Here is a 24,433-nt window from a genome sequence, read left to right as displayed (position 1 = left end):
CGCCGTTAGCCTGCAAACCTCGGAGCCTGCCATGGCCAATTTACTGACACCGGACATTTGCGTGATTGGCGCCGGATCGGCGGGCTTGTCCGTTGCCGCTGCGGCGGCTGCCTTCGGCGTTGAGGTGGTGCTGATCGAAAAGGGGCTGATGGGTGGCGACTGCCTCAATTACGGCTGTGTGCCTTCCAAGGCGTTTCTTGCTGCCGCCAAGGCCGCACATGCGCAGGAAACCGCAGGACGCTTCGGTGTGCATGGCGGGCGGCAGGAGGTCGATTTCGCCGCCGCGAACGATCACGTCCGCAAGGTCATCGCCGCCATTGAGCCACATGATTCCCAGGAACGTTTCGAGGGGCTTGGCGTCACCGTGCTGCGGGAGGGGGCAAGGTTCACAGGGCCTGACGAGGTGCTTGCAGGGTCGGTGCGGATCAAGGCACGGCGTTTCGTCGTCGCAACCGGCTCCTCGGCCTTCGTTCCGCCAATACCCGGTTTGGAAGACGTTCCTTATCTGACCAACGAAACGCTGTTTGAACTGCGCAAGCGTCCGGAGCACCTGGCGATCATCGGCGGCGGCCCGATCGGCCTGGAAATGGCACAGGCCCATAGGCGCCTCGGGTCCAGCGTCACCGTGTTCGAAGCCCAGAAGGCCCTCGGCAAGGACGATCCTGAGCTGGCGGCCGTTGTGCTGGACACCTTGCGGGCCGAAGGCATCCGCATTCTGGAGCAGACGGCCGTCGAGACGGTGAGCCGATCCGGTGAGGGACTTGCGATCAGCGCGAAGGACGCGGACGGACAAGCGGTGACGGTGGAAGCGTCCCATCTTCTGGTCGCGACGGGCCGTGCGCCGAACGTTGAAGGGCTGGGGCTGGATGAAGCCGGCATCGACCACGATCGCAAGGGCATCACGGTCGACAAGGGATTGCGGACAAGCAACCGGCGCGTCTATGCCATCGGCGATGTTGCCGGTGGCCTGCAATTCACGCATGTCGCGGGATATCAGGCGGGTCTTGCGATTCGCTCCATACTGTTCCGCCTGCCTGTTTCCATGAACAGCGACATCGTGCCCTGGGTGACCTACACCTCACCCGAACTCGGTCACGTCGGCCTGTCCGAAGCCGAGGCCCGTGCGCGCTACGGCAGCGGGGTCAAGGTTCTGACGGCAGACTATGATGGCAATGACAGGGCGCAGGCCGAAGGCCTTACCAAAGGCCGTCTGAAGCTGATCGCGGGGCCGCGCGGCAAGCTGCTTGGGGCGGATATCGTCGGCGCCCAGGCGGGGGAGGTTATCAATCTTCTGTCGCTCGCCCTGTCCAGGAAGATGACCATGAAGGACCTCGCCGGATTTATCGCTCCCTATCCGACGCTGGGAGAGCTGGTGCGCCGTGCGGCAATTTCTTACTATGCGGAAGCTCCTAAAAATGCTTGGCTAAGGCGGGTGATTGGTTTCCTGCGTCTGTTCGGGTGACCGTTGGCGCGGCCGGCTTGGGAGGAGCCGTGGTGCCATCACCTTTGCGGGGCCGGGGCCTTGGAATTTGGAAAGACGTGACATGAAACATGAGGGCGCGCCGCAAGGTTCGGCTGTCCCGCAGGAAATCGACGCCACGCCCGTGTCAAGCGGCGACGGCTTCGGGCACTATCGGTTCGGCGGCCTGTCGGGCAAGCTTCTGTTGATGACCGTTCTTTTCGTCATGCTGGCGGAAGTCCTCATCTATGTGCCCTCGATTGCCAATTTCAGAAACACCTGGCTCATGGACCGGCTGACCACCGCCGGTGTTGCGGCTTCCGTGCTGGCCGAAACCAACACCATCGCGCCACGGCTGCAGGAAGAGCTGCTGCGCACGACCGGCGCCCTTGCAATTTCGCTCGATGAAGGCACGCGGCGCAGCCTGATCGCCATGAGCGACGTTCCCTCAGAGATGGAATTCGTCATCGACATGGCGGAAGTCACCCCGTGGTCGGCGATCATGCACAGTTTCGAGACCCTGACCTATCGCGGTGACGGCGCCATGCGGATCATCGGGGTCGGTCAGATGGGGCACACCGAGCATGTCGACGTTGTCCTGCCGGTGCGCCTGCTGCAGCAGGACATGCTCGCATTCTCCGGCCGTATCCTTGGCTTGTCGCTGGTTATTTCGATCATAACGGCCAGTCTCGTCTATATCACCCTGCGTGCCCTGTTCATTCGGCCGCTGCGCCACCTGACGTCCTCCATGGAGCGCTTTGCCGAAAGCCCGGAGGACACCTCGCGCATCATGCCGGTCTCCGGCCGCCGCGACGAGCTGGGCGACGCGGAAATCCGTCTGGCAGGCATGGAGGAGGCGCTTTCAAGGGCGCTTCAGCAGAAGCAGAGGCTTGCGGACCTTGGCCTGGCCGTTTCCAAGATCAACCACGACCTGCGCAACCTGCTGGCCTCCGCGCAACTGTTTCTGGAGCGGCTGGAACATGTGCCGGACCCGACGGTCAAACGCCTCGCCCCCAAGATCCTGGCCACGCTCGACCGGGCAGTGGGCTACACCCAGGCGGTGATGTCCTATGGCAAGGCCCAGGAGCGGGCACCGCAACGCCGCCTGCTGGCGCTGCGGCGCATTGGAGACGATGTTGCGGATGTTCTGGGTCTCGTAGACCACGCCACAGTGCGCTTGGACAACAAGGTGTCGGCGGACATCGAGATTGACGCCGATCCGGAACAGATCTTCCGCGTCATGCTCAATCTTGTCCGCAATGCCTTCCAGGCGCTGGAGGCGGAAAAGGACGAAACCTTGGTGCGCCGGATCACCATCGAGGCCGAGCGTGAGGGCGCTTGTGTCCGCGTCCGTGTATCGGATACCGGGCCAGGCATTCCGGACAACATCCGCAAGGCCTTGTTCAGGGCCTTTCACAGCGGCTCGAAGAACGGCGGTGTCGGCCTCGGGCTGGCAATCGTTGCCGAACTGCTCAAGGCTCATGGCGGAACGGTGCGTCTGGAGGACAATCAGACCGGCACGTGTTTCTGTTTCGAGGTTCCCGACCGTAAGCCGTAAGTGAGGGGGCGAACTTATTCACCGCTCAATCTTGCGGAATTTTGCGGGTTTCGGAACTGTGTGACAGTTCGTTGAAAAAAAGTTCAAAAAGGTTCTTGCAATCCCCCCCGGACCGCAGTAGGTAAGCGCCCTGTCCGGGGCACACAAGACGCCTCGCAGCGCCAAGACCGGTCATCTGCAGGTTCCAACCGAGATGACAAGATCTTCGCAAATACGCACCGGTAGCTCAGCTGGATAGAGCACCAGACTACGAATCTGGGGGTCGGGGGTTCGAATCCTCCCCGGTGCGCCATTCCCCAAATGTAAAATGCCAGGCAAAACCGACTTCTGTGTCAAATCACTGACCCAAATCGCATGCGGTAAAGGAAAGCCGACGTTCGTGCCTGGCGCAGTGAACGGCGGGAAAGAGCCTTTTTCTCCTGATTTGACAGTCGGTGTTCTAGGCGTGATCTGACAGGAGACCAAGTGTGAAAATCTGGGGCCGCGACAATTCCACCAATGTCCGCAAGGTACTGTGGTGTGCCGAAGAACTTGGACTGAAGTACGAACATATCCCTGCTGGAGGTGCGTTCGGTGTCGTAAATTCTCAGGAGTTTCGCGCGCTCAACCCAAACGGCTTGGTACCGTCTCTCAAGGACGGGGATCTGGTGCTTTGGGAATCGAACGCCATCGTCAGATATCTTGCAAGACAATATGGGACGACCCCGTTTGCACCTTCGGACCCGCGCATCTGGGCGGTGGCCGACAAGTGGATGGACTGGGCATCGCTTTCTTTCGCAGTGCCTTTCCGCGATGTGTTCTGGAATCTGGTGCGCTCTACGCCGGAACAGCGTGATGATGTGGCCGTAGAACGGGGGCTCGCGCAGTGCGCCACTCTCATGAGCATTGCGGATGATACCCTTTCAGAAAGCGAATGGCTTTCAGGCGCTGAGTTCGGGTTCGGCGACATTCCCTTGGGCTGCATCGCCTATGCCTGGTTCAGCATGTCAATCGAACGGCCAGAGCATCCTGCGCTTGAGGCATGGTATGGTCGCCTCTCTGAACGCCCGGCCTATCGCAAGGCTGTCATGACGGGGCTGACCTGAAAAAAGGCCGAACAGCAGAAAAGTCGCGCACAGCGGACCCTCGCGCGTTCGACGCATAGAGGCCGGTTTGGGTCGGAAATGCTTGGCATTTGCACCGGGATTGCCTGGCACAGCTTCCCAATGCGGTTCAGAAAAACCAGAGCGCAGAGTCGGTTCTGCATGGCATTTGACACCAAAAGTGTCCTGCCCGCAGAGATGACCATCGGTTTATACCGGTGACATGGGCTACGATCTCGTGCCGAACGGGGCGTCGATTGTCTGTAGTGTTCTCTGCTTCTGGCCGGTGTGTCGCAGATCATGGCTCGTGAAGCCGATCATCCAAATCCATCGTCTTCCTCTTTGTTCACAAGCTTCTGACCAGCCAGAACCATCCAGACATTGTTCTTCTTTCGATGCATGCAGATCCGACCTCAGGCGGAGCCTGGAACGCCGCTGTCATGGAAGGGATAGTCCAGGGGCGGCAGTTCCTGATATTGCCTGGATCGAGGCCTGCGTAGACGACCACCGCCGCCTTCATGGCGCAGGCTTTCGGCGGACGTTGCGCGTTGAATTTCCTTACGAGAGCGCCAACCTTGATCTGATGCTGAAGGATGTTCCTGCCCGAAGACCGGTCGGCTTCTTTCTTGGGGGGAGATTGACCCGCTTCTCCGACGGCGCTCGTCCAGGATATCGCCGCCAACTTCCGAAGAGATAGCGTTTGTGTCTCAGGTGAGGGCTTGTTAGTTGAGCTGGGAATTTCAGCCGCGCGGATAGGTGAGGCCCGAAGTGAGGAGCCAATCCGGCTCCTTCAAAAAGAATTCATTGAGATAAAATTTGAAAATATTTTGCTGTTTGATTGTTGTTGCAAAGTGTGTATGCTCTTATAAAGAAGAACAGGCTTATCAAGAAAAAATAAATTCATTCGTTCGCTTGTTTTTTTCATGAAAATACAAAATTCATAACTGTATTTTGCAAAGTTGATGTGCGCGCTTTGGGTTGCGACGTTCCAGAGTAAGTGTGTCCGCAAGAGGCGGTCATGGCATATTTGATGGCGCTGATATCTGCTGCTTGCCGTCGCGCATCAGGCTTCATCGGACCAAAATCAGTTTGCGAAAGCATGGAAGCGGCCGCCGGTTGAGCTGCCGGTCAGACGTATCTCTCGATACCGATGCCTTCACATGGCGGATCTCCGCCCACGAATTCTTCAAAACAAAGGATACCCAATTATCATGACCAAAACGACGGTCACAAAAACCAGCACAGACAAGGCTTCAGGTGGCTCCGCGGACCACAGTTTCCGGATAGGGCAGGCCGTGCGTCTGAAAAATGTATTCGGAGGCAAGAGTACGTCAGGTTTGACGTATCGCGTCACAGGCAGATTGCCGGCGCGCGATGGCTTGCCGCAATATCGCATTCAGTCTGATGGTGAAGCGTACGAGCGGATGACCACCCAGGATCAGCTGGAAGCGATCAGCAGCAGCAGCACCGCTCCCGGTTCCTCCAACTCGGCGCTGCTCGAAAAAACTTTCGGTTCCAGCCACCGCTAAGGTGGTTGAGAATTCGGTTCTGCCCGAGTGCGCGAAGAGGTATTCCTCGTCTGTCATCTACCCGATGAAGCAGGAACCGGAAACGTGCTCGAACTGGTTGAATTCGATTCCGACATCCGTCACTCCGCTGGATTGCCCAGGGGCCGTCTCCGGTCCTTTCTCGCAAGTTGCTGGCGTGAGACCTACGGGAAACAGTTGGGCGCCGATACAGCGTCCGCATTGATCGCGACCGTCTGGGCGGCATCCTGCCTGCAACGGATGAGCGTGTGCTCCTTGCCTTTCAGGATAAGCAGATCGTTGGAAGCTGCGTTTATGCGGCTCGCGGTTCTGTTGCCTATGTCTGGGGCTGTTATGTCAGCCAGGCAGTCCAGAGATCGGGGATCGGACGCAGATTGATCCGGGAAATCCTCAACGCGAATTCAGGTGCCGAGCGTCTTCAGGTCACCGTGCTACGTGCCAGCAAGAGCGCAACAGGGTTTTACACAGCCCTGGGATTTAAGGTTGTAGATCAGGTTGAATTCGAGCTCCTGCCCAGCTGCAAGCAACCTGCGCTGGTCATGGACGCGTTGGTCGCGGACCTCGCGGCAGATTGACTGCGTGCTATCGATCCGGGCTCCGGCTGGTAAAATGGGCAGAGATTGAGATCGGCCCATCCTGAACGGTCATTTCGCTCACCTTGCCGGTCGCTCCCCTTGCCGGCAGTGCAGACAAAAACTCTCCAGAACGAAGAAGGAAGGTTGCCTGTCAGGCCTTGCGGAGAGTGCGTTTGCGCGGCTTTGCCTTGGTCGCTTTGCCTTTGGCTGTCTCGGTTGCCGTGCTTTCCCGATGCGCCTGGTTTGCCAGTCTCGCGGCTTTCAGCCGAGCCGTCTTGGCATCGCGTGCCGATGCTTCTGCCTCATTGATTTCGCGTGCAATACGGCGGGTCGTTTCTGCTTTGCTTTCCGCGGTCTCCCGCCTTGTGCGAAGCGGAGTTTCTGTTTCCTTGGACGAAGTCATCTGCGCGCCTCCAACCGGTCAATGGTGGTTTAAATGCAAAAAAGGCCGGGAGTTACCCGGCCTTTTCTATTCATCCTGCCATCCGGTGCCAGTACATCCGTGGTCACCGGACAGAGTTGGATGCGGAATTAGACTTCCTGAAGATTGTCAGCAGCGGACTTGCCGGAACGGCGGTCCTGGACAACTTCAAAGCTGACCTTCTGGCCTTCGACCAGGCCGCGCATGCCTGCACGCTCGACAGCGGAGATGTGCACGAACACGTCAGAAGCGCCATCTTCCGGCTGAATAAAGCCAAAGCCTTTGGTGGTGTTGAAGAATTTTACGGTTCCTACTGGCATAACGATTTCCTTTCAATCGGTCATGGTAGTTTGCGCGCCTCACGCTATGTGGGGCAGCGCGGTTAGGTCGACGTTGATGGGAAGATCGTTCAGAACACGGAAAACCGCGCAGTCACAAAGTTCGACAAACAATATCGATTGCTCATTTCTAGGTTGAAACCGTGTTCAAAACAAGGCGTATTTTCTGATTCCGTAAAAAGAATTTTCCGACCATCCATTTCGGCAATATTCGTTCGATTTGATCCGGCTTCACGACCGATCCGGTGCATGAGGCGGCGTTTGGCCGGGGCCGGCAGGACTGATGCCGGTTATCCGTCAGCGTTTCATGAAAGGCGAGGAACACTGCAGGCGCGCGCCTTGGCCTGTCCAGTAAGTGTTGTCGGAAGTGCGATAGGAATTGTGTTGGCGGAAACACCAGTCGATGTGCCGGGTCACGACTGCATCACGAACGCCGATAGCCCAGGGATGCTGATAGTCGCGGCCATGATGATTGCTATGGCCGCCGGCGATAGCTGCCGGAGCGAAGACTGTTGTTGCGAGAGCTGCAGCTGCAACGGCGGTGAAAATGGTTTTCTTGAACATTTGGGGCTTCCTTTGGCCAGGTGTTGGCGAAGCGGTGTTCGCCGGTGCCCCTTACCTAGGAAATTTCATGCGCCGGGACCTGTGACGAGACACACAGCCCTCGCATGGCCTGTGCCATGACAGGGCAGGGCCATGCCTTCAGCCGCGGAAGCGTTGCCGACAGGCTCACACCGAATCGGCGATATCCTCCAGGCCTTCCCGGTTGCGGATAATCAGCCAGCCGTCCCTGATTTCGATCAGCTCTGCTTTCTGGAACTTGCGAAGGCACCGGTTCACGGTCTCTCGCGTATTGCCGATCATTTCGGCAATTTCCGACTGGGAAAGCGACAGTTTGGTCAGCGGTTTTTCTTCGCTGCCGGGAGCCGTCACCGTGATGCGCAGCAACAGGCGGGCAAGGCGTTCGGGCAGGCCGAGAAAGCCGATTTCCATCATCCTCTCGTCCGACCGGCGCACCCGTTTGCAAAGCAATTCGATCACCCGGATGGACAGAGCCGGATCGCGAATGAGAACCTCAAGAAGAGACCGCCGTTCGAGGACGACCAGCTTGCAGTTGGTCAGGGCCCGGGCGTTTGCAGACCGCTCGCCGCCATCAAGCAGGGCGATTTCGCCAAAGATATCTCCCGCATGCAGCTCCGACAACGTGACATCGCGGGCGCTGGGGGTTGTCATGGTGATGCGCACGGAACCTTCCGCAATCGCCATCATGCTCTGCCCCGGTGTCCCCATGTCGAAAATGACATCGCCGGCAGTGTAGCGTTTTACATGGGCGAAAGCGGCAAGGTCCTTTCGACTCTGCTCGTCCAGGGCTTCGAAAATAAAGCTCTGTCCAAGAAGCTTTTCTTTATTCAAACTCTCGTCGGCAGCCATGTTCTCTCTTTCGGGTGTGATAAGAGTGTCACTGCAACGCTTGTTACAACGGTTGCCATGCCATACCAAGGTGGTATTTCACCGTGATGCCCTACAAGACCCTGACAAGCCTATCGGATATGCAATGTCAACAGGACGACTGAAACTGGCCATAACCCTGCTCTGGATGATGTTCGCAGCATCGACCACGGCCATGGCGCAAAATGTAAACGGGTGTGAGCGAACGCAGGTTCAGGATCCACCAAGGGTCGTTTTTCAGTGCGATAACGGCCTTGTGATCGAAGCCGAAGCCGCCTCTGCGTTCAGTATCGATACTGCGGCCGGCGCCAGCCGCCCGGACGAGGTCGATCTGAGTGCCGACGCGGTGCTGATCGAGGTCGAGCCCGGCAGCGGACCGTTCCAGGTGCGCACCCCCCATGCCATCGCCGCCGTACGCGGCACGATCTATGCGGTCGACGTCGGGCCGGAACGCACGTCTGTCTTCGTCGTGCGCGGCCATGTGTCGGTGTCGCGACCGGATGGCTCCGATACGGTGCTGCTGGCCGCGGGTGAGGGGGCGGATGTTGCCCCTGGGCTTCCCTTTGCGCCAGCCACATGGTCGGCGGAAAGGGCTGCAGGGTTGTTGTCCCGTTTCGGGCAATGAAACTGAAGCTCTATGCCTGTCTCGTCGCCCTGGCGATGCTGGCAGGTGTTGTCTGGGCGGGCGCGCTCGCCCAGAGCCATTTCGCCGGACGGGCAAGCGTCCTGGACCGTCTGGAAACGGTGCTGCTGGATCTGCGTATTCTGATAAAGGGGCCGCGTGAAGCGCCGCGGGACGTGGTGATTGTGGCCATTGACGACAAGACCGTCGCGGCCGCGGGGCAATACCCGGTCGGCAGGGTTATTCTGGCGGCGATTGTTGAACGGATCCGGGAAGCCGGTGCGAAGGCCCTGGCCGTCGACATTCTGCTGATTGGCAAATCGGATGAGGCCGCCGACGCCGGTCTGGCAAGCGCACTGGGGTCGCTGCCCTCGGTCATTGCGGCCGGCGGTCAGTTTCCGCTTGATGAGGCCACTGTGGTTCGGGTGCCCGCTCCCGAAAGCGAGTTGCGCCCCTATGAGATCTTCGCCGAAGCCGCCAGCGTCGGGCTGGTCAACGTCGCGACCGATGCCGGTGGCACACCACGCCATTTCCCTCTCATTTTCAGGACGGATCAGGGCCTTGCCCCGTCTTTCGGCATGCAGGCTGTCGGCAAGTATCTGGGAAAGATACCCTCGGTAACGGCCGAAGGCATCCGCCTCGCCGGACGAGTACAGCCGCTGGATATGCACTGGCAACAACCGCTGAACTATTACGGCAAGGGCGGCACGATCAGGACCGTCAGTGCAGAAGCGCTTCTTCAGGGGTCTGCCGCCGCCAAGGCCGCTCTCGATGGTCATCTGGTGATGCTCGGCGTGACAGCCTCTGCAGTCGGCGACCGGTTTTCCACGCCGTTCGACCCGATCCTGCCCGGAGTGGAGGTGCTGTCGACAGGGATCGCCAATCTGCTGGACGGTTCGGTGCTGTTGCGTGACAGCCGCGTTCGTCTGGGCGATGCCATTGCGGCCGTGTCCATTACGCTGCTTGGCATGGCCGTGATCGTGTTTCTGCCGCTGGCCAGCGCAACGATCGTCTATCTGCTGCTTCTTCTGGGCTGGCTCGCGGTCACGGTCATCAGTTTCAACCAGGGCATCTGGCTGAATGCGACGCTGCCGATTGCTGCAAGCTTGCCACCGGTCGTCGCTCTGGCTGTGCTGCGCGAGGGCTTCGACTGGTTTCGGGTGCGCCGGCTGATGGCTGCCCGCGAAGCCCTCAGCCGTTTTCAGGCTCCCGGTCTTGCCAGGCGCATTGCCGACGATCCCGGTTTTCTGCAGGTCCCGCGGGAGCAATCCGTCGCGATCCTGTTCATCGACCTGTCGGGATACACAGGCCTGTCGGAAAAACTGGGGCCCGCGCGCACGCGCGATGTCTTGAAGGCTTTTCATACGCTGGTGGTCAACGAGGCGGTGCGTAACAGGGGGCTGGTTCTGGATTTCATGGGCGATGGCGCCATGATCGGCTTCGGCATTCCGGACGCCACATCCAGGGACGCAGAGGATGCTTGCCGCTGTGCTTTCGACCTTGTTGGCGCGGTGCGAGACTGGATAAAGGCGTCCGGCCTCAATGCCGATATTCGGGAGGTCCGCATCGGCGGGCATTACGGACCAGTGGTGCTGTCGCGCCTCGGCCATGACAACCAGCAACAGATCGCCGCGACCGGCGATTGCGTCAACGTAGCCAGCAGGCTTATGGAAGTTGGCAAGTCACACGGCGCATCGATGGTCCTTTCCACGACCCTGACCACAGCAGCCCAGACTATGGTAGATCAGGCCATGGCAGATCAGACCGCGGCGCCCCCGGCATTCCAGGAGGCGTTAGCCAGGCCGCCACGCCTGGAGGCCGTTGCCATCAGGGGCCGTGTGCAGGAGTTGGAAGTGGCACTCTGGACGGCAGACCAGGCAGTGCCGGAGCCGAGCGGGACCACCGCAACGCACTGAATGTGCGATGTGCAATCCCTGGCCGGGACAAAAAAGTACGGACGGAAGCTTTCTGCTTCCGCCCGACTTGTGTACCGGCCATCCGCCTGTGGGGAGCTTCGGCCGGTGATGCGTCCGGTTCAATGGACTGAAAGACACTAGGCCGGCCAGATGCTGCAGACATGTGACGGCAATCACACGAAAAAAGACACGCCGCCGCTGTTTCAAGCCTTCGACGACCCGGTCAGGCGGCTGCAATTTCGCGTTCCGCCTGCGCGGAAATACCTCAAAGCAATCTCTTCAATTTTGTCAGGCTATGGCCTACCGTGTGCGGTACCACGCAGGAACCTTTGAGTCGTCTGCGGCCGGATCTTTTCAACCTCATTCGAGACGAGACCCTCCATGGCACAGCTGCCGAATTCCCTTGAAGCCCGCGATACAGCTTTTCAGCTCCATTCCTACGCCGATGCCCGCCGCCAGGAAGAGACGGGCTCCCTGGTGATTGAAAAGGGCGACGGCATTTATGTCGAGGATATCAACGGCAAGCGTTACATCGAAGGCATGGCAGGCCTCTGGAGCGTGGCCGTCGGCTTTGGCGAAAAGCGCCTGGTGGAGGCGGCTGCCCGCCAGATGGAGAAGCTGCCCTACTACCACACCTTCACCTACAAGACCCACGGCCCATCCATTGAACTGGCGGAAAAGCTGGTTGAGATGGCACCGGTGCCGATGTCGAAAGCGTATTTCACGAATTCCGGGTCCGAAGCCAACGACACGGCAATCAAGCTGATCTGGTACCGGTCAAACGCCCTTGGCCAGCCGGAACGCAAGAAGATCATCTCCCGCGTGCGCGGGTATCATGGCGTCACCATCGCTTCCGCCAGCCTCACGGGCCTGCCCAACAACCACCGCTCGTTCGACCTGCCGCTGCCGCAGATCCTGCACACCACCTGCCCGCATTATCGCACCATGAAAAAGGACGGCGAGAGCGAGGCGGATTTCGCAAAGCGCTGCGCACAGGATCTGGAAGACCTGATCCTGGCGGAAGGTCCGGAAACGATCGCAGCCTTCTTTGCCGAGCCGGTGATGGGCGCTGGCGGCGTCGTTGTGCCGCCGGACGGATATTGGGAAGCGGTTCAGCCGGTCCTGAAGAAATACGGCATTCTTTTCGTGGCCGATGAAGTGATCTGCGGCTTTGGCCGGACCGGCAACATGTTCGGCACGGAAACCTACAATCTGCAGCCGGATATGATGACGCTCTCCAAGGGCTTGTCGTCGTCCTACCAGCCGATTTCCGCGCTGTTGATCAATGACACGGTCTATCAGCCGGTTGCGGACCAAAGCCACAACATCGGCGTGCTCGGTCACGGCTACACTGCCGCCGGGCACCCGGTCGCCGCTGCCGTTGCACTGGAAAACCTGAAGATCATCGAGGAGCGGGATCTGGTCGGCCACGTCAAAGCTATCGCGCCAACCTTCCAGAAGCGTCTTGCCGGCCTTGCGGAAAGCCCGTTGGTCATCGAGACCCGCGGGGTCGGGTTGATCGGTGCAGCGGAACTGAAGCACGAGGCACTGGCGGCAACGCCTGGAGCGCTCGGCGCAAAGACCAATGCAACGTTCCACGACAAGGGCCTGATTTCGCGCAACATGCTGGATGCCATGGCTTTCTGTCCGCCGCTGATCATCACCGAAGCCCAGGTGAACGAAATGTTCGACATTGCTGAAGCCGGTCTTGAGGCAGTTCAGGGCAGTCTGTGAGCGGCAACTACTCCATACTCGGCACTATCTCCGGTACGTCCGCCGACGGGATCGATCTTGCGTGGATCGAGACCGACGGCCGGACGGTGGCCCGTTTCGGCCCGGCGGAAACCGCAAGCTACCGGCCTGAGACCAGGCGCCGGGTGCTGGACGCTGCTGCGCGCAAGGGATCCGGGCGGGAAGCCTGGCCGGAGATTGCCGCAGCCGTCACCCGGGATCACGCCGAGGCGATCCTGGCCTTTCTGGCACAGCACGACCTGTCGCCCGACGCCGTGGTGTTTCACGGTCAGACCGTGTGGCATGACCCGGCCAGGGGCGAAACGGTGCAACTGGGAGATCCGCAGGCGCTGGCAACGGATCTCAACGTGCCGGTGATCGGCGACGTGCGTCTGGCCGATATGGCTGCTGGAGGGCAGGGGGCACCCCTGGTTCCCGTCTATCATCAGGCGCTCGCCAAGACCCTGGTCGGTGAAAGCCTTGAGCCGCTTTGTTTCCTGAATATCGGTGGGGTTTCCAACCTCACCTATATCGAGGGCGACCGGCTGCTTGCCTTCGATATTGGCCCGGGCAATGCGTTTCTGGATGACTGGATCCACAAGCATGGCGCGGGTGACTATGATGCAGGCGGTGAGATTTCCGCCAGGGGAAAGGTCGATGAAGACCGTCTGCGCACGGCATTGACCCATCCGTTTCTGTCTGCTCCCGGCCCGAAGTCTCTCGACCGTTACAGCTTTTCCGGCGAGTTCGCCGAAGGTCTCAGCCTTGAGGACGGCGCCGCAACGCTGCTTGCCTTCACTGCCGAAGCGATTGCCGCATCGGAAAAGCTGTTGCCGCAGGTGCCGAAGCTCTGGCTGGTCTGCGGTGGCGGCCGGCACAATCCGGTTCTGATGAAGGCACTCTCGGAACGTCTTGCAGGGCAGGTCGTTTCAGCGGACGAATACCGCATCGACGGAGACGCCCTGGAGGCCCAGGCAATGGCGTTTTTGGGCGCGCGCCTGAAGGCCTCTCTGCCAACCACCTTTCCCGGAACAACTGGTGTCAGCCAGCCTGTTGTTGGCGGCAAACTCTTTATGCCTGGCACATGAACACTCGCAAAGGGGTGAGGTTGGGGCGCACGAACGGTACCTGCATTTGCTTGCACCGGCCCGTGCTTGCCGCTAACCAGACATCATGAACGGATCTGAAATCTACCGGCGGCTGATCGGCCTCATCGAAGAGCGGGTCTTGAAACCCGGCGACCGCTTGCGCGAGGCCGATCTTGCGGAAGAATTCGGTGTGTCCAGAACGCCGATCCGCGAAGGGTTGAAACGGCTGGAGGCGCAGGGTCTCGCCGTGCATGAACCCAACCGTGGCATGGTTGTGCCGACACTGGATCATGGCCAGATCAACGAAGTCTATTTCATGCGGGAAATTCTGGAAGGAACCGCAGCCGGGCTTGCTGCCAAACATGCCTCCAAGCCGGAGGTGGAGATACTGCAGGACCTTGTCACGGCAGACCGTAAGCGCATTGCGGACAAGGACAGCCTCGTACGCTCCAACCGCGAATTTCACCGCCGTCTGTGCCTGGCGTCGCACAACCGCTATCTGGTCGACCAGATCGACCACTTGCGCCTGTCGCTCATCCTGATGGCGGGCACCACGCTGGACACGCCCGAGCGGCGCGAGACGGCGGTTGAAGAACATGCCGCCATTGTTGATGCGATTTCCGAAGGAAACTGTGCGGCCGCGGAAGCTGCCGCCCGTCTTCACATTGCCCATGCGCACAAGACACGGCTGAAGCAGATCTGATCAGGCGTTCACAATCGACCCTGCCGATTGCAGCAACAGAGTGAGCGCCGCAACTGCAAGGACAGTGAAGGTCAGACCCATGCCCGCGACCCGGAATTTCAGCGGCTCCGGCTCCTGACTGACGCTGTAGGCGTGCAGGGCTCTGCCGGCAAGCAGGGCCAGACCTAGAGCCCAGAGCAGCCAGTGGGCAGTTCCTGTCAGCTCCAGTATCAACATCAATACCAGAGCGAGCGGGGCATATTCGGCAAAGTTGCCGTGGGCACGCATGCGTCTTTGCAGCCCGCTATGGCCACCATCCCCCAGGCCGACGCGTTCGCTCTTGCGCACAGCGATGACCCGAATGCTCAGGTAGATGTAAAGCAGCGTTAGAAGACCCGCAAAAAGCGGAGTGATGTAAAGCGCCATATCGCTCCCTTGAAAGAAGAGCCGGCGGCGCAGGGTGTTGCCGCCGGGTATGTTCAGCTTACGACGAGTGAAAAACGGCGGATCAGCATTCGACGATATTGACGGCCAGTCCGCCTTTTGACGTTTCCTTGTACTGCTCCATCATGTCCATGCCGGTCTGGCGCATTGTCTCGATGCAGCCGTCCAGAGGCACGAAATGAGACCCATCGCCGCGAAGCGCCAGAGAGGCCGCCGTCACCGCCTTGACCGCGCCGAGGGCGTTGCGCTCGATGCAGGGAACCTGCACGAGGCCCGCAATCGGATCGCAGGTCATGCCGAGGTGGTGTTCCAGAGCGATTTCCGCTGCATTCTCGATCTGCTCGTTCGTGCCGCCAAGGGCCGCGCAAAGACCGGCGGCGGCCATGGCGGAGGCCGAACCGACTTCTCCCTGGCATCCGACTTCGGCACCTGAGATGGAGGCATTTGCCTTGATAATCCCGCCAACGGCCGCTGCCGTCAGCAGGAAGGTACGGATGCCGGCCTGATCGGCGCCGGAGCAGTGATCGAGATAATAGCGGGTCACGGCGGGAATAACCCCGGCAGCGCCATTGGTCGGCGCTGTCACCACACGTCCCCCTGCTGCGTTCTCCTCATTGACGGCCATCGCGTAAACGCCGAGCCAGTCGACCACGTTGTGCTCGAAACGCGGATTGGTGCGGCCTTCGCGGATGAGCTTCTGATAGATGTCGGCGGCCCGGCGTTTCACCTTCAGGCCACCTGGCAGGATACCGGTCTGGGAGATGCCCCGGTTGATGCAGGAATCCATGGCAGACCACAGCCGGTCGATACCTTCTTCCACTTCTGCCTGAGGTTTGTCGCTGCATTCGTTCTGCAGCTTCATCTCGGCAATGGACAGCTCGGCTTCCCGGCCCATCTCCAGCATCTGCTTCGCGCTGGCAAAGGGGAACGGCACATCCTGTTTGGCCAGTTCGTTGACCGGTTCATTGCTGGTCTTGCGCAGCTCGGATTCGCTCACCACGAAACCGCCGCCAATGGAGTAATAGACGAATGTGTCGACGACCGAGCCCGCTGCATCCAGCAGGTGAAACGTCATGCCGTTGGCATGAAGGTCCAGCGGCGGGCCATAGTCGAAAATGACGTCTCGCGACGGTTCGAAAGCCAGCTCGGGCAGACCGTCTATCTTCAGCCTTTTGGTCTGCTCCAGCTCTTCCAGCATCGGGTCGACCTCATCCGGGTCGATGGAATCCGGCCGCGCCCCGAGCAGTCCGAGGCATACGGCCTTGTCCGTGGCGTGCCCCTTGCCTGTGAAGGCCAGCGACCCATGCAAGGTGACGGTCAGGCGTGTCGCACGGCTTTCCGCACCAGAAAGGCCACGCACCCGGTCAAGGTAGCGCTGAACGGCAACCATCGGCCCAACCGTGTGAGAACTGGACGGCCCGATGCCGATTTTGAAAATGTCGAAGACGCTGATGAACATCTCTTGAACCGCGGTTATTAGATGCACCGGCTACCGGTGCTTTCAGGTCACGCTAACAGATAACGCCCGCCAAGCCGCCATTCAAACGGGCAATTTTGTGTTATTTGCGACATACCGCCGAAACAGACGTTTTCCCGTGCAGCTTCCAACCGGAGCAAATGGTTCGCGGAAACAGTTGTTTGCGAAATGACGCTTTGATAGCGTTCGGCTTCCTTTCAAATGCAACTATCTGAAAAAAGAGCTTCTCATGACCTCGCAGCACCCGGCCGACATCGCAGATGATCTGGCTTCCAAAAAACAGGCGTTTCAGATCCCGGACGGGGTGATCTATCTGGATGGCAATTCGCTGGGTGTGCTGCCGAAACACGTGCCCGATCGCATCGCACAGGTGATCAAGGAAGAATGGGGCAACAGCCTGATCCGGGCCTGGAACACCCATAGCTGGATCGATCTGCCCACCCGCACGGGGGACCGCATCGGCAAGTTGATTGGCGCGCCGGCCGGAACGGTCGTGGCCTGCGACAGCACCTCCATCAATGTGTTCAAGGTGCTCTCCGCGGCCTTGTCCTTGCGGCCGGACCGGAAGGTGATCCTGTCCGACAACGGCAATTTCCCGACGGATCTTTATGTTGCGTCCGGGCTGACCGAGTTGCTCGACAAGGGGTACGAACTGAAGGTCGTCGATCCGGAAGCGGTCAAGGAGGCCATAGGTGAGGACGTCGCGGTGGTGATGCTCACCCAGGTGGATTATCGCACCGGCCGGCTTCATGACATGAAGGACATCACCCGCAAGGCGCATGATGCCGGTGCCCTTGCCATATGGGATCTTGCCCACTCGGCAGGTGCGATCCCGGTTGATCTGAGCGGTGCCGGCGCGGATTTCGCCATCGGATGCGGCTACAAATACCTCAACGGCGGCCCGGGAGCGCCGGCGTTTCTCTACGTCGCCCCCGAGCTTCAGGACAAGGTGACGTCGCCGATGACCGGCTGGATGGGGCATGAGGCGCCGTTCGCGTTTGATCTCGACTATCGTCCCGTATCCGGCATCAACCGGATGACGGTCGGCACCCCGGCCATCCTCGCGCTTTCAAGTCTTCATGCGGCTCTCGATGTGTTCGAAGATGTCGACATGGCGAACATCCGCCGCAAGTCCGTGTCGCTCAGCGAATTGTTCATCGCCGAAGTCGAGGACAAATGTCCGCAATTGAAGCTTGCAAGCCCGCGCGACCCGGAGGCCCGCGGCAGTCAGGTGTCGTTCCGTTTCGCGGAAGGTTACGCCGTCATGCAGGCGCTGATCAGCCGGGGCGTGATCGGCGACTTCCGGGCACCGGACGTCATGCGCTTCGGCTTCACACCGCTTTACCTGTCGCATCAGGACATTGTCGATGCGGTCGGCATTCTGAAAGACATTCTGGAGACGGAAAGCTGGAACCGGCCGGAGTTCAAGACCCGCGCGAAGGTTACATAGCCGCGGCGCGGACCTGGGCCTGAAGCATGTCGATGAATTGCTCTTCCGGGACCGGCCTGGAATAAAGGAAGCCCTGGAAGAGGTTGCAGCCATTTTCCGACAGCCAGCTTCGTTGCTCGATGGTTTCCACCCCTTCGGCAACGACGCTGGCATCAAGTGCGGAGGCCAGCGACAGGATCAGCCGGACGATGGCTCCACCCGTGGCGATGTCGTTCATGAACATCCGGTCGATCTTGATGCCGTCGATCGGATAGTTGTGCAGATAGGCCAGGTTCGAATAGCCGGTGCCGAAATCGTCAATGACGATCCGGTAGCCGGCCGCCTTGAGCTTCATCAGGGTCTCATAGGCATGCGGAATATCGCCAAGCAGAACGCTTTCGGTGATTTCCAGAGAGATTTCGCTCGCGTTGCAGGCCTTTTCCTTCGGCAGGTTCTCCATGCAGGTAAGGAATTTCGGGTCAGACAACTGCTTGGGGGAAACATTCATCGACAGTGGAACGGAAACATCGAGCAGCTTGAGCCGGGACTGCATATCCGCGACGTTGCGGCTGACCCAGGTGCCGATCTCGTTGATGAGACCTGTTTCCTCGGCAACCGATATAAAGTCGTCAGGGCCGACCAACCCCTTTTCGGGGTGCTGCCAGCGCAGCAGCGCCTCGGCGCCGACAATCCGCTGGCTACGGGTACAGGCGATCGGCTGATAATAAAGGAGGAACTCATTCGCGCGGATCGCGCGTTCAAGATCCTTCTTCAGGGACAGGTGCTTGTCCCGAAGCTTGCGCATGAATTCCTTGTAGCGGACGCATTTGTGCTTGCGATCCGACTTGGCCTGGTAAAGCGCAAGGTCCGCATGACGCATGAGCTCATCGATATCGCTGCCGTCCATGGGATAATGGACGTAGCCGATGCTCAGCCCGACATGTCGGGGTTTGCCTTCAATCATTTGCGGCGTGGCAAAGGCCTGCAGAAGGGCCTGGCCGAACCAGTCCGGGCGCGGGCTTTCGGGCGAAGACAGATGGCAAATCAGAAACTCGTCGCCGCCAAGGCGCGCAACGATATCGTTTTGACCCGCCAACTCCTTCAGCCTGGTGGCGACAAGTTGCAAGAGATGGTCGCCTGCCGCATGGCCAAGCGTATCGTTGACCATCTTGAAGTCGTCCAGATCCACAAGATAGAGCGTCGCGATCAGATCGTTTTCCTGCGCTCTCTGCTTCACCTGCATCAGACGCTCTTTCAAGTAGGTCCTGTTCGACAGACCTGTCAGAGCGTCGTGGCTGGCAAGATATTGTGCGCGTTCCTTGGTCTGATGAAGCTCGGTGACGTCGATCTCGCTCAACAGAAAGGCGGGCTTGCCTGACACGGCGTCGTGGCAGCGGCGGATAGTGATTTCGTGCCAGCGCAAACCGTCGCATGTGAGCACTTCCGCCACGAATTTGGTGTTGGCCTTGTCGCTCAGCACACTCATCACCTTCCGGGCGAGAGCCTTGTCGATGAAATGATCCCACAAGGTGCACTCAAGATCGGTGCAGGCGGCCCTGGCAGCCGTGTTGCGATACAGCGGGTGTCCATCTTCGGAGAAAAGCGAAATCATCACCGTGGTATGCATCAGCGCTTCGGCGCTGCGCAGCGTTTCCGGCTGTTGCTCGTGATGCGGGCGGCCTTCGCACAAAAGCGCCATGCGCCCGTCATTCAGCCGGATGCCGCTCATGACGACTTGCAGAACCTCCGCCTTGCCCTTTGGGTAGAGGGTCCAGATCTCCGAAAAGCTCACATCGTGTTTGGTGAAGTCCTGCTGGTACTGGCGCAGACGTTGTGCCACGGAATGCGACATGTCCGAGCCCATGTCGCGTGACCGCAATTCTTCCAGTGAATCGGCACCGGTAAATTCTAGCGCCTTGCGATTGGCCCAGAGAATACATTTTTCATCGAAATCGAAAACCCAGATGCCGGTGTCGAGACGGTCGTAAATAGAAAAGATCAGATCCTGATCCACCTTGCCGTCTGCAGGAATAAAGGTAGGGGACGCTTTCTTTTGCTCGGTTACCCGCTGCGTCTGGGAAAGGTCGGACATATGTGACAGGGTCGTTCTCCAGGGTGAACGCAATCAACATCAGATCTTTTGACGGCTCAGGCCATCGGTTCGTGTCCGGCAACGTGACTTCGTGACTCTGCTTAAGTGTATGGAACGCGAATAAATCATTCAATTTAAAATCGAAAAAATCGCTGACAAACTTAACGCGATATGCTGACGCTTTCTGTTCCTGATTGTAGTTGCCTGCCGGTTGAAAACAGACATAGCAAGTTCACGAACTGCTTTTTGCGAGAATTTACATACGGTTACTGGTGTTTTCGATGTCGGGAAAAGGTATTTCCCGAAAGGGTTGTGGCGGTTGCCGATTTCTCGCAAATGTATTCATTCCGTAGTAAAACACTTGAACGCCATGATTGTTTCCCAACGTTCGAAACGTTGCAAATGATTCCAGCAGGATAGGTAATGTGACGGATCTCTTTGACATCACGCCGCCGGTACGGCCGGGAATTGCGGTTTATCCAGGCGATGCGCCCTACCGCAGATCATGGACAGCGAGGATCTCGGCAGACAGTCCGGTGAACGTTGGCGAGTTCTCCATGTCAAGCCATTGCGGTGCCCATGCCGATGCACCGCTGCACTACGATGCAAACGGACGCTCGATCGACCAGATCGACCTGCACGAGTTCATCGGTCCGGCGCGACTTCTTGAGTCGCGCGGACCCGGTCCGCTCTGCCAGCCCGCAGACCTGGAGGCTTCACTGGAGGACTGTCCGCCGCGCGTGCTTGTGCGGCTCGCCGATGAGCGGGACGTGACGGTTTGGCCTGAGGGGTTCAGGGCTCTGGCGCCGGAAACAATGACCCTGCTGGCGGACAAGGGGGTGAAGCTGATTGGTGTAGATGTGCCCTCAGTCGATCCGGATACTTCCGAAAACTTGCCCAGTCACAGGATTGCATGTTCCCGTGACATGCTCATTCTGGAAAATCTTGCTCTTTCTGCGGTGGAACCCGGTGATTATGAGTTGATTGCGCTGCCAATGAAGTTAGAAGGTCTGGACGCCTCGCCGGTTCGGGCCATTTTGCGCCCGCTCCGCTAATCCCGGGAAACGGGAGTGCGCGGCGGAGAATTAAGAAAAAGGCTGACCGTGGGGAGCGGCAAGGAGCGTGAATGCTGGAGCTTGATCAGCTCGTGATGGATTTTAGCGGATTCAGGGCGGTGAATGGCTGCTCGTTCCGTGTCGATGAAGGCAGTATTACCGGCTTGATTGGCCCGAACGGGGCCGGCAAGACAACGCTTTTCAACATGATCGCAGGGGCGCTGCAGCCGACAAGCGGCCGGATCCGGTTTCTGGGGGAGGATGTCACCAACCTGGCCAGCCATGAGCTGTTCCATAAGGGACTGGTGCGGACCTTTCAGATCCCCCATGAATTTCACAAGCTGACGACCCTGGAGAACCTGATGATGGTGCCGCCGGCGCAGCCGGGTGAAAGCCTGTTTTCCAATTGGTTCGCCTGGGGGCGGGTGAAAGCGGCCGAAGCCGAGGTCGAGAAAAAGGCATACGAAACCCTGGCGTTTCTGGAACTGAGCCACGTGGCGCACGAGCTGGCCGGCAATCTGTCCGGCGGCCAGAAGAAGCTTCTGGAACTGGGTCGCACCATGATGACGGATGCCAAGCTTGTGCTGCTGGATGAACCGGCGGCCGGCGTCAACCGCACGCTTTTGCGCAAGCTCGAAACCAAGATCGAGATCCTGAACAAGGAGCGTGGCTACACGTTCATCCTGATCGAACACGATATGGAAATGATCGAGAAACTCTGCGATCCCGTCGTGTGCATGGCCGAGGGCCGGGTGCTGATCCAGGGCGACTTCCAGACCGTGCGGTCCAATCCGCAGGTGCTGGAAGCCTATCTGGGCGAGACCACGGGAGATGCCGCATGACAGCGCTTCTTTCCATGGAGGGTATCACCGGGGGCTACGGTGACGCCGACATTCTTGAGGACGTTTCCCTGCATGTGGACCCGGACGAGATCGTCGTCATTGTCGGCCCGAATGGTGCGGGCAAGTCCACGGCCATGAAATCCGTTTTCGGCCTGCTGACCATTCGCGCCGGCCGCATGCTGTTCGACGGTGACGACATTACCGTGTGGGCGCCCAACCGCATTGTCCAGCGCGGGATCTGCTACGTGCCGCAGGTCGACAACATCTTCCGTGAGATGTCGATCCACGAGAATCTGGAAATGGGCGGGTTCCTGAAAAAGGGTGACCTCAGCGCAGCCTATGACCGGGTCTACACCCTGTTTCCGGACCTGAAGGAGCGCCGCAAGACGCTTGCCGGCTCCCTGTCGGGCGGGCAGCGCCAGATGGTGGCCATGGGCCGGGCCTTGATGCTCGACCCGAAGCTTCTTCTTCTTGATGAGCCGACCGCCGGGCTTTCGCCCAAATACATGGAACAGATCTTCCAGATCTGCCGGGATGTGCGTGACACGGGTGTCGCCATTCTTCTGGTGGAGCAGCATGCCAAGCAGGCACTTGCCTTTGCGGACCGGGGCTACGTTCTGGCCGCCGGCAAGAACCGCCACGAAGGCAGCGGAGCCGATCTTCTGGCCGACCGTGAAGTCGCCGAAATGTTCCTGGGGGGCTGAGCGGTATGGAATTTCTGGAACTCATCAATTTCTACGTCATTCCGGGCATCGTGCTCGGCTCGATCTATGCGCTCGGCGCCGTTGGCATCACGCTGATCTTCGCCATTTTGCGCTATGCCCATCTGGCGCATGGCGACCTGGCGACGCTTGGCGCCTTCATTGCGCTGGCAGTTGTCACCGGCCTTGGCGTTTCGCCGCTGCTGGCCCTGCCGATTGCCATTATCGCAACCGCCGCCGTTGCTGTCGGCATCGACAAGGTGTTCTACGAACATCTGCGCGAACGGCCGAAAATCGTCACCGTGATGGCCTCTCTGGGTATCGCCCTGATGATCCGTGCCGTGGTGCAGGTGGTCTGGGGTGTCGATACCGAAACCTATTCGCGTGGTATTGTCCGTCCGGAAAACTATTTCGGCCTGCGCATCCGCGACCGCGAAATCCTGACGTTCATTGCCATGATCGTGCTCGTCGGCGGGCTGCAGCTGTTCCTGACGCGCTCCAAATGGGGCAAGGCGATGCGTGCCATGTCGGACAACCCAAATCTCGCTTTGCTTTCGGGCATCGACAACAAGAAGGTCGTGATGCTCACCTGGATAATTGCCGGTGGTCTTTGTGCGGCCTCCGGCGTCTTTCTCGGGCTCAATACGGAGCTGAAGTCGATGATGGGCTGGCAGATGTTGCTGCCGATGTTCGCCGCGGCCATTCTGGGCGGGGTCGGCCGGATCGAGGGCGCCGTGCTTGGCGGGCTCATCGTCGGCATTGCCGAAGAGCTGTCGGTGCTGGTGATCCCGAGCGAGTACAAGGCCGCGATGGCCTTCGCCATCCTGTTGTTCATGCTGCTTGTGCGGCCCACCGGGCTGCTCAAGGGTAAAGTGCTGTAAGGGGAGGTAGAGAAAATGGAATATCTCGGTCTTCTCAACTACGCCATCTTCATGGCGATCTTCATCGGCATTTATGCCTTGCTGGCGCTTGGGCTGAACATTCAGTGGGGCTTTGCGGGCCTTTTCAATGCAGGCATCGCCGGATTTTTCGCGGTTGGCGCCTATACGTCCGCCGTGCTGACGACGGAATATGCCGACGGGCGCATCGGCGGCTTCGAGATGCCGTTCTTCGTCGGCTGGATCGGTGCGATGCTTGCCGCTGCGCTGGTGGCATGGCCCATCGGCAAGATCTGTCTGCGGTTCCGCTCCGACTATCTGGCGATTGCCTCCATCGGCATTGCGGAAATCATTCGTCTGGTGGTCAAGTCCGAAGCGGTGCTGACCAATGGCGCGCGTGGCATCTCCGGCATTCCGCGTCCGGCGACAGAGTTTCCGTCCCTGGCGCAGGAAACCGCCTATCTGGCATCGCAGGCAGCTTATCTTGCCATCGTGGTCGTTGTGCTGGTGGCTGCCTATGTGCTGGTGGAACGTCAGTTCAACGCCCCCTGGGGCCGTATGATGCGCGCCATTCGCGACAATGAAGGCGCGGCCAAGGCCATGGGCAAGGATGTCGAGTTCCGCCGCCTGCAGGCCTTCATCTTCGGCTCGGCGCTGATGGGCCTGGGCGGAGCGCTGTTTGCGCATTTCAACCGCTCCATCACCCCGGAAGCCATCGACCCGATGGTGGCAACCTTTCTGGTCTGGATCATGCTGATCCTGGGCGGCAGCGGCAACAACCGTGGGGCCATTCTGGGGGCGGCGGTGGTCTGGATCATCTGGTCCATGTCGGAAATTGCCACCGACCGGCTGCCCACGGAATACGCGATCCAGGCGAAATACATCCGTCTGTTCCTGATCGGTCTGATGCTGCAGCTTGTGCTACGCTTCCGTCCCGAAGGCCTGCTGCCGGAGCCTCTGAGAGGCGACCGGCGCGCAAAGAGATCCGGTGCGGATCACACCTAGATCCGTTCCTCAGGCTAGCTTTCCGTTTCGGGAGGCCGAGCC

The 24,433-nt window shown here is 59.5% G+C and carries 23 protein-coding genes and 1 tRNA gene; 17 read left to right on the top strand and 7 right to left on the bottom strand.

Annotation, left to right across the window (positions count from 1 at the left end):
• Nucleotides 1-31 precede the first annotated feature (31 nt).
• From AC2A6O_RS20395 to AC2A6O_RS20370, 6 genes are all read left to right on the top strand, one after another.
• Entirely contained in the window at nt 32-1,462 is a 1,431-nt protein-coding gene (locus tag AC2A6O_RS20395; protein ID WP_498929794.1) for a dihydrolipoyl dehydrogenase family protein, read from the top strand.
• 82 nt (nt 1,463-1,544) lie between these two features.
• Complete coding sequence (locus tag AC2A6O_RS20390; protein ID WP_498929791.1) at nt 1,545-3,017, top strand: sensor histidine kinase; 1,473 nt, start codon at nt 1,545-1,547, stop codon at nt 3,015-3,017.
• 215 nt (nt 3,018-3,232) lie between these two features.
• A tRNA-Arg gene (locus AC2A6O_RS20385) sits at nt 3,233-3,309 on the top strand.
• Between the two features lie 175 nt (nt 3,310-3,484).
• Nucleotides 3,485-4,102 carry a glutathione S-transferase family protein gene (locus AC2A6O_RS20380; protein WP_498929789.1) on the top strand — a complete coding sequence of 206 codons (618 nt, stop codon included), beginning with the start codon at nt 3,485-3,487 and terminating at the stop codon, nt 4,100-4,102.
• Between the two features lie 1,208 nt (nt 4,103-5,310).
• Nucleotides 5,311-5,628 (top strand): hypothetical protein, encoded by a 318-nt coding sequence (locus AC2A6O_RS20375; protein ID WP_498929787.1) that lies wholly within the window; start codon nt 5,311-5,313, stop codon nt 5,626-5,628.
• A 218-nt stretch (nt 5,629-5,846) separates the two neighbouring features.
• Complete coding sequence (locus AC2A6O_RS20370; protein WP_498930161.1) at nt 5,847-6,221, top strand: GNAT family N-acetyltransferase; 375 nt, start codon at nt 5,847-5,849, stop codon at nt 6,219-6,221.
• Nucleotides 6,222-6,372: 151 nt separating this feature from the next.
• On the opposite strand, the gene AC2A6O_RS20365 is transcribed toward AC2A6O_RS20370, so the two are convergent.
• The 4 genes from AC2A6O_RS20365 to AC2A6O_RS20350 all read right to left on the bottom strand — a co-directional run bounded on the left by AC2A6O_RS20365 (nt 6,373) and on the right by AC2A6O_RS20350 (nt 8,411).
• Nucleotides 6,373-6,624, bottom strand: coding sequence for a hypothetical protein (locus tag AC2A6O_RS20365; RefSeq protein WP_498929785.1), 252 nt, complete (start codon nt 6,622-6,624; stop codon nt 6,373-6,375).
• 128 nt (nt 6,625-6,752) lie between these two features.
• Nucleotides 6,753-6,962: a cold-shock protein gene (locus tag AC2A6O_RS20360; protein WP_148585417.1), complete on the bottom strand. Its 210-nt coding sequence runs from the start codon at nt 6,960-6,962 to the stop codon at nt 6,753-6,755.
• 315 nt (nt 6,963-7,277) lie between these two features.
• A complete protein-coding gene (locus AC2A6O_RS20355) occupies nt 7,278-7,544 on the bottom strand; it encodes a BA14K family protein (RefSeq protein ID WP_148585416.1) in 267 nt (88 codons plus the stop codon).
• Between the two features lie 165 nt (nt 7,545-7,709).
• Nucleotides 7,710-8,411 (bottom strand): Crp/Fnr family transcriptional regulator, encoded by a 702-nt coding sequence (locus AC2A6O_RS20350; RefSeq protein ID WP_498929782.1) that lies wholly within the window; start codon nt 8,409-8,411, stop codon nt 7,710-7,712.
• 124 nt (nt 8,412-8,535) lie between these two features.
• On the opposite strand from AC2A6O_RS20350, the gene AC2A6O_RS20345 reads away from it, so the two are divergent.
• The 5 genes from AC2A6O_RS20345 to AC2A6O_RS20325 all read left to right on the top strand — a co-directional run bounded on the left by AC2A6O_RS20345 (nt 8,536) and on the right by AC2A6O_RS20325 (nt 14,489).
• Complete coding sequence (locus AC2A6O_RS20345; protein ID WP_162530064.1) at nt 8,536-9,054, top strand: FecR domain-containing protein; 519 nt, start codon at nt 8,536-8,538, stop codon at nt 9,052-9,054.
• Nucleotides 9,051-10,967, top strand: a complete 1,917-nt coding sequence (locus tag AC2A6O_RS20340; RefSeq protein WP_498929780.1) for a CHASE2 domain-containing protein — start codon at nt 9,051-9,053, stop codon at nt 10,965-10,967. The genes AC2A6O_RS20345 and AC2A6O_RS20340 overlap by 4 nt, the downstream gene beginning before the upstream one ends.
• A gap of 381 nt (nt 10,968-11,348) precedes the next feature.
• Complete coding sequence (locus AC2A6O_RS20335) at nt 11,349-12,701, top strand: aspartate aminotransferase family protein (protein ID WP_498929779.1); 1,353 nt, start codon at nt 11,349-11,351, stop codon at nt 12,699-12,701.
• Complete coding sequence (locus tag AC2A6O_RS20330; protein WP_498929777.1) at nt 12,698-13,786, top strand: anhydro-N-acetylmuramic acid kinase; 1,089 nt, start codon at nt 12,698-12,700, stop codon at nt 13,784-13,786. Before AC2A6O_RS20335 ends, AC2A6O_RS20330 begins: the two co-directional genes overlap by 4 nt.
• An 85-nt stretch (nt 13,787-13,871) precedes the next feature.
• A complete protein-coding gene (locus AC2A6O_RS20325) occupies nt 13,872-14,489 on the top strand; it encodes a GntR family transcriptional regulator (RefSeq protein WP_148585410.1) in 618 nt (205 codons plus the stop codon).
• Here AC2A6O_RS20325 and AC2A6O_RS20320 read toward each other — a convergent pair whose 3' ends face one another.
• Together AC2A6O_RS20320 and AC2A6O_RS20315 are read right to left on the bottom strand one after the other, a co-directional pair.
• Entirely contained in the window at nt 14,490-14,894 is a 405-nt protein-coding gene (locus AC2A6O_RS20320; RefSeq protein WP_148585409.1) for an MAPEG family protein, read from the bottom strand.
• An 82-nt stretch (nt 14,895-14,976) separates the two neighbouring features.
• Nucleotides 14,977-16,371: an L-serine ammonia-lyase gene (locus AC2A6O_RS20315; RefSeq protein WP_498929774.1), complete on the bottom strand. Its 1,395-nt coding sequence runs from the start codon at nt 16,369-16,371 to the stop codon at nt 14,977-14,979.
• A gap of 247 nt (nt 16,372-16,618) precedes the next feature.
• On the opposite strand from AC2A6O_RS20315, the gene kynU reads away from it, so the two are divergent.
• Complete coding sequence (kynU, locus tag AC2A6O_RS20310) at nt 16,619-17,839, top strand: kynureninase (RefSeq protein ID WP_498929772.1); 1,221 nt, start codon at nt 16,619-16,621, stop codon at nt 17,837-17,839.
• Here kynU and AC2A6O_RS20305 read toward each other — a convergent pair.
• A complete protein-coding gene (locus tag AC2A6O_RS20305) occupies nt 17,832-19,910 on the bottom strand; it encodes a putative bifunctional diguanylate cyclase/phosphodiesterase (RefSeq protein WP_148585406.1) in 2,079 nt (692 codons plus the stop codon). The two genes, kynU and AC2A6O_RS20305, sit on opposite strands and share 8 nt — an antisense overlap.
• Nucleotides 19,911-20,335: 425 nt before the next feature.
• Here AC2A6O_RS20305 and kynB point away from each other — a divergent pair, with 425 nt between their 5' ends.
• The 5 genes from kynB (at nt 20,336) to AC2A6O_RS20280 (ending at nt 24,391) form a co-directional block, all read left to right on the top strand.
• Nucleotides 20,336-20,965 (top strand): arylformamidase, encoded by a 630-nt coding sequence (gene kynB, locus AC2A6O_RS20300; protein WP_162855047.1) that lies wholly within the window; start codon nt 20,336-20,338, stop codon nt 20,963-20,965.
• Between the two features lie 71 nt (nt 20,966-21,036).
• Nucleotides 21,037-21,807 carry an ABC transporter ATP-binding protein gene (locus tag AC2A6O_RS20295; RefSeq protein WP_148585405.1) on the top strand — a complete coding sequence of 257 codons (771 nt, stop codon included), beginning with the start codon at nt 21,037-21,039 and terminating at the stop codon, nt 21,805-21,807.
• A complete protein-coding gene (locus tag AC2A6O_RS20290; RefSeq protein ID WP_148585404.1) occupies nt 21,804-22,511 on the top strand; it encodes an ABC transporter ATP-binding protein in 708 nt (235 codons plus the stop codon). The genes AC2A6O_RS20295 and AC2A6O_RS20290 overlap by 4 nt, the downstream gene beginning before the upstream one ends.
• Before the next feature lie 5 nt (nt 22,512-22,516).
• Entirely contained in the window at nt 22,517-23,389 is an 873-nt protein-coding gene (locus AC2A6O_RS20285; RefSeq protein WP_148585403.1) for a branched-chain amino acid ABC transporter permease, read from the top strand.
• A 15-nt stretch (nt 23,390-23,404) separates the two neighbouring features.
• Nucleotides 23,405-24,391 (top strand): branched-chain amino acid ABC transporter permease, encoded by a 987-nt coding sequence (locus tag AC2A6O_RS20280; RefSeq protein WP_498929768.1) that lies wholly within the window; start codon nt 23,405-23,407, stop codon nt 24,389-24,391.
• The last annotated feature ends 42 nt before the right edge of the window (nt 24,392-24,433 follow it).

The sequence above is a fragment of the Labrenzia sp. ATLA3 genome (assembly GCF_057180185.1).
The sequence above is the reverse complement of the archived record's forward strand: the minus strand, read 5'-3'. Positions and strand labels throughout refer to the sequence as shown.

What these genes read in the sequence shown, in the direction of transcription:
- AC2A6O_RS20395 (WP_498929794.1), top strand. Translation starts at nt 32, where the DNA reads ATGGCCAATTTACTGACACCGGACATTTGCGTGATTGGCGCCGGATCG.
- AC2A6O_RS20390 (WP_498929791.1), top strand. Translation starts at nt 1,545, where the DNA reads ATGAAACATGAGGGCGCGCCGCAAGGTTCGGCTGTCCCGCAGGAAATC.
- AC2A6O_RS20375 (WP_498929787.1), top strand. Translation starts at nt 5,311, where the DNA reads ATGACCAAAACGACGGTCACAAAAACCAGCACAGACAAGGCTTCAGGT.
- AC2A6O_RS20365 (WP_498929785.1), bottom strand. Translation starts at nt 6,624, where the DNA reads ATGACTTCGTCCAAGGAAACAGAAACTCCGCTTCGCACAAGGCGGGAG.
- AC2A6O_RS20360 (WP_148585417.1), bottom strand. Translation starts at nt 6,962, where the DNA reads ATGCCAGTAGGAACCGTAAAATTCTTCAACACCACCAAAGGCTTTGGC.
- AC2A6O_RS20355 (WP_148585416.1), bottom strand. Translation starts at nt 7,544, where the DNA reads ATGTTCAAGAAAACCATTTTCACCGCCGTTGCAGCTGCAGCTCTCGCA.
- AC2A6O_RS20350 (WP_498929782.1), bottom strand. Translation starts at nt 8,411, where the DNA reads ATGGCTGCCGACGAGAGTTTGAATAAAGAAAAGCTTCTTGGACAGAGC.
- AC2A6O_RS20345 (WP_162530064.1), top strand. Translation starts at nt 8,536, where the DNA reads ATGTCAACAGGACGACTGAAACTGGCCATAACCCTGCTCTGGATGATG.
- AC2A6O_RS20340 (WP_498929780.1), top strand. Translation starts at nt 9,051, where the DNA reads ATGAAACTGAAGCTCTATGCCTGTCTCGTCGCCCTGGCGATGCTGGCA.
- AC2A6O_RS20335 (WP_498929779.1), top strand. Translation starts at nt 11,349, where the DNA reads ATGGCACAGCTGCCGAATTCCCTTGAAGCCCGCGATACAGCTTTTCAG.
- AC2A6O_RS20325 (WP_148585410.1), top strand. Translation starts at nt 13,872, where the DNA reads ATGAACGGATCTGAAATCTACCGGCGGCTGATCGGCCTCATCGAAGAG.
- AC2A6O_RS20320 (WP_148585409.1), bottom strand. Translation starts at nt 14,894, where the DNA reads ATGGCGCTTTACATCACTCCGCTTTTTGCGGGTCTTCTAACGCTGCTT.
- AC2A6O_RS20315 (WP_498929774.1), bottom strand. Translation starts at nt 16,371, where the DNA reads ATGTTCATCAGCGTCTTCGACATTTTCAAAATCGGCATCGGGCCGTCC.
- kynU (WP_498929772.1), top strand. Translation starts at nt 16,619, where the DNA reads ATGACCTCGCAGCACCCGGCCGACATCGCAGATGATCTGGCTTCCAAA.
- AC2A6O_RS20305 (WP_148585406.1), bottom strand. Translation starts at nt 19,910, where the DNA reads ATGTCCGACCTTTCCCAGACGCAGCGGGTAACCGAGCAAAAGAAAGCG.
- AC2A6O_RS20295 (WP_148585405.1), top strand. Translation starts at nt 21,037, where the DNA reads ATGCTGGAGCTTGATCAGCTCGTGATGGATTTTAGCGGATTCAGGGCG.
- AC2A6O_RS20290 (WP_148585404.1), top strand. Translation starts at nt 21,804, where the DNA reads ATGACAGCGCTTCTTTCCATGGAGGGTATCACCGGGGGCTACGGTGAC.
- AC2A6O_RS20285 (WP_148585403.1), top strand. Translation starts at nt 22,517, where the DNA reads ATGGAATTTCTGGAACTCATCAATTTCTACGTCATTCCGGGCATCGTG.
- AC2A6O_RS20280 (WP_498929768.1), top strand. Translation starts at nt 23,405, where the DNA reads ATGGAATATCTCGGTCTTCTCAACTACGCCATCTTCATGGCGATCTTC.